Source organism: Pseudomaricurvus sp., from assembly GCF_965662505.1.
Taxonomy (GTDB): Bacteria; Pseudomonadota; Gammaproteobacteria; order Pseudomonadales; family Cellvibrionaceae; genus Pseudomaricurvus.
The window spans coordinates 1-3,698 of sequence record NZ_CBFIHX010000207.1 but is presented as its reverse complement, the minus strand read 5'-3'; the positions used below and the strand labels follow the sequence as shown (position 1 = coordinate 3,698).

Annotated in this window: 4 protein-coding genes and 4 tRNA genes; all 8 read right to left on the bottom strand. The window is 56.4% G+C overall.

Going from position 1 to position 3,698, the window contains the following annotated elements:
- A partial coding sequence (locus ACTG33_RS16645) for a GTP-binding protein (RefSeq protein ID WP_439136340.1) occupies positions 1-306 on the bottom strand: 306 nt, incomplete at its 3' end.
- Positions 307-423: 117 nt separating this feature from the next.
- Positions 424-499: transfer RNA gene (locus tag ACTG33_RS16640), tRNA-Thr, on the bottom strand.
- A 25-nt stretch (positions 500-524) separates the two neighbouring features.
- Positions 525-598: transfer RNA gene (locus tag ACTG33_RS16635), tRNA-Gly, on the bottom strand.
- A gap of 77 nt (positions 599-675) precedes the next feature.
- Positions 676-759: transfer RNA gene (locus ACTG33_RS16630), tRNA-Tyr, on the bottom strand.
- Between the two features lie 94 nt (positions 760-853).
- Positions 854-929 (bottom strand) — tRNA-Thr (locus ACTG33_RS16625).
- Positions 930-1,000: 71 nt separating this feature from the next.
- Positions 1,001-1,834: an SPOR domain-containing protein gene (locus ACTG33_RS16620; RefSeq protein WP_439136339.1), complete on the bottom strand. Its 834-nt coding sequence runs from the start codon at positions 1,832-1,834 to the stop codon at positions 1,001-1,003.
- Positions 1,835-1,871: 37 nt separating this feature from the next.
- Entirely contained in the window at positions 1,872-2,699 is an 828-nt protein-coding gene (locus ACTG33_RS16615; RefSeq protein ID WP_439136338.1) for a type III pantothenate kinase, read from the bottom strand.
- The gene (gene birA / locus ACTG33_RS16610; RefSeq protein ID WP_439136337.1) at positions 2,671-3,639 is read right to left on the bottom strand and encodes a bifunctional biotin--[acetyl-CoA-carboxylase] ligase/biotin operon repressor BirA; all 969 of its coding nucleotides are present in this window, start codon (positions 3,637-3,639) and stop codon (positions 2,671-2,673) included. Before birA ends, ACTG33_RS16615 begins: the two co-directional genes overlap by 29 nt.
- Positions 3,640-3,698: the final 59 nt, after the last annotated feature.

Here is a 3,698-nt window from a genome sequence, read left to right as displayed (position 1 = left end):
AGCGCCATCCATCTGGGCAGCACCGGTAATCATGTTTTTAACGTAATCGGCGTGTCCCGGGCAATCTACGTGCGCGTAGTGACGAGTCGGAGAATCGTACTCTACGTGGGAAGTTGCGATGGTGATACCACGCTCGCGCTCTTCCGGTGCGTTATCGATACCTTCGAAAGCAACCAGCTCACCGCCCCATACTTCGGCGCATACGCGAGTCAGAGCTGCAGTCAGAGTAGTTTTACCGTGGTCAACGTGACCGATGGTGCCCACGTTTACGTGCGGTTTTGAACGTTCAAATGCTTCTTTAGCCATTACGAGGGCCTCCTGAGATTACACTTCTTGCCGAGCGCAGCCACCGACACACGGTGAACATTACACCCAAACACACAAAAACGCCGTAAAGAGCATACCTTCTTCACGACGCAATACTGGAGCTCTTGAGCGGATTTGAACCGCTGACCTCACCCTTACCAAGGGTGTGCTCTACCAACTGAGCTACAAGAGCTTATTCTTGCTTATTAAGCAGAACCTGGAGCGGGTAGCGGGAATCGAACCCGCATCATCAGCTTGGAAGGCTGAGGTTCTACCATTGTACCATACCCGCTAAACTTACCTTTTAGCTCTTGTGAGCCAGGCTTTCGCGCCACCAGCCAAGCTACACTGAGCTCAACTGGAAAAATATGGTGCAGGGAGGTGGATTCGAACCACCGAAGCTTTCGCGTCAGATTTACAGTCTGATCCCTTTGGCCACTCGGGAACCCCTGCCAAAAAAGAGGCGTTATTTTCCGCCTCATCCCGGCAACTGTCAACCGATAAATCCTGAAAATTCACACGGTTACAGCAACAAGATGAAAAAAAATGGAGCTGGCGAGAGGAGTCGAACCCCCGACCGGCTGATTACAAGTCAGCTGCTCTACCAACTGAGCTACGCCAGCCCAAATTCACCGACTTGCGACACCCAAATTAGGGACTCGCTTTAAGTGAGGGCGCGATTCTAGAGAAACTTTTACTCGGACGCAACATCTGGACAGAAATTTTGTCGTTTCTCCAGGTCATCTTCCCGATTCAGCAGCTCCAACCAGCGTTCACTGCCTATTTTTTCGGCTTCACCAGCTGCCATAGACACCCAAATCTCCTCAAAGGAACGCGGCACCGTGCGAATATCAGCCTGATACCCACTGGACTGAACCGACTCAAGTTGCTCTTCCGCTCGCCCACGATCACTAAACAACCCAAAGGAAATCCCGTTTTCCAACTCACCTTTCGGAATTACGTAACTATCGATACCCTTTGCCTGCAGTTCGTGCAAACGCCGCAGCGCCGCCTTGCGCGACGACTCAGGCGCCTGATAAACCCAAAAGCCAGGATCTCCAGGAACCTCCAACAGCTCGACAGACGCCTTAACATCCAGCGCTCCCAGCCGCTCAACAAAATACTCAGCCGGCAAAGGCTCTTTAAAAGGGCCAACAAGGGTGCACACCGCCCTCTCATCACCGTCCTGGACACCGCTTACCGCACGGGATTCAACCCACTCATCCACGACAGCCTGAGAGCTCAGCTCGTGTCGGACACCCTCAGACCCGGGACCGCCACTCACAGCCGACACCCGATTATCCGGCAACGCCACCGCAGAAGCAGATGCTCCCCCAGCCGCTCCCTCAACCACCTCGAGAGAAGCCCCACCATCCGGCAATTCACTCAACAATGTAAGACTGCCAGCCGATTCCGACGGTATCGCAGGCACATCATCAGGCGAGACGATCGGCTCGGGCTCGCGCAACCAAAACACGGCAAGCACCACCAAATTAACCACCACCAAAGATATAAATATTGCTCTCATTTCACTTCCCAATCATCCCCACAGCACAAAGGCCACATCAAGCAAGAGGCCTGATATCCGCCAGCAACAAACCATCCAGCACCAAATCTTCTTCCACCTGCGACACCACATCGCCACCCAACAGAGGCAGCAACAGAGGCGCATCACCGCCGGTTAACAACACCCTCCAGGGGCGGCCATCCCGCGACTGACGATTCACAACTTCCCGAATCAAGCCCACCACCATCAGCGGCAGACCGGCATTCACCGCAGCAGATGTATTCGTCCCCGGCTCACCGGAATCCAACCAGTCCGCCACCACCTTAACCCGCGCCGTATCGCCAAACAGCGAGGCATTCATCAGACGCAATCCAGGTACAATATAACCACCGCAGTGACGCTTGCCCGACAGCACATCCACGGTAACCGCACTACCGCAATCCACCACAATGACACCTCCATCACTGCACCGGGAAGCCGCCAACACCGCCAGCCAGCGATCCACCCCCAACGCATCGGGTTGGTCATAGCCCACACTGACCCCGGCAGCGGACGCAGTCACAACGGCAAACCCAGCCTCAACACCCCAGACCTGGCGACCCCAGCCCTGAATCGCAAACGACAAAGCCTGCTCAGCCACCGTGGAGACCTGCAGCTCCTCAATCAGCGTATCGGCGGCCGCAAACTGTACCGCCCCAGCCACCGACGCCAGCAACGCGGCATCATCCTCGAAATCAGCTCGCACACAGAAACCGCGCCCCAAAACTTCTCCGGACGCCCGCAACAACCGCCACTTGAGACGCGTGTTACCAACATCCAACTGCAAGCGCAGAACAGACTGATTCACATCACCCTCGCTACAGGTCGCGCAGCGACACTTCGCCACCATTAAATTCCTGAACAGTATCGCCAATTTGCAGACGCAATGCGCCCGAATCGGTCACACCCAGCGCCACACCACGAATATCCTCACTGGCCGTCAGCAACTTCACCTCGCGCCCTGCATGCACATGGGCGACCTCCCACTCCTGCCGATAAGTCGAAAAGCCAGCCAAGTGATAGGTCGCCAGCATCGGCAACAACTGATCCAACAAGGCCGCCGCCAGCTCATTCCGGGAAACACCCGGCAGGATCTGATTCATATCCGCCCAAGGCTGATCGATAGCCACCGCAGACGCTTCGGCCATGCGCACATTCAGACCAATACCGACCACCACCTGACACACACCCGCCGGATCACCGGTCATTTCCAGCAGCACCCCGGCCAGCTTTCGGCCCTCCCAGAGCACATCGTTTGGCCACTTAAGCCCGACACCCTCGACACCCAGCTGCTTAACAGCCCTCACCAGGGCAACACCCACCGCCAAACTCAATCCTTCCAGCGCTGCCGCTCCGCCATCAAACTCAACCACGACCGAACAATACAGACTCTGCCCGAAAGGACTCACCCAGGCACGGCCACGACGACCACGCCCTGCGGTTTGATGCTCCGCCAAACAGACATACCCCTGAGCGCCGCCAGCCCCTGCACGAGCCATCGCCTGCACGTTAGTGGAATCCACCGACTGACGCACATCCAGCTCGGACAAAAAACCCGCCGCAGCGCCGGACAAGCCAGCACGAACACGCTTAGCATCCAGCAGCTCCAGCCCACCAGGCAGCCGGTAACCCTTACCTTTTACCGACTCCAGCGGAATACCGTAGGCCTCGAGCTTTTGCAGGTACTTCCACACCGCAGTTCGACTAACGCCCAGCAGCTCCCCGAGATCCTTACCGGAGTGATACTCACCATCCGCCATCAGTGACAAGATTGCCTGTAGATTCATAACCCAGCCTTTTTGATTAACAGCACGCTAGCCCGCGTTGCGCGACAAAACATCCAACA

Bases quoted from the DNA above. Each gene is read 5' to 3' on its own strand.
- ACTG33_RS16620 (WP_439136339.1), bottom strand. From the start codon at position 1,834: ATGAGAGCAATATTTATATCTTTGGTGGTGGTTAATTTGGTGGTGCTT.
- birA (WP_439136337.1), bottom strand. From the start codon at position 3,639: ATGAATCTACAGGCAATCTTGTCACTGATGGCGGATGGTGAGTATCAC.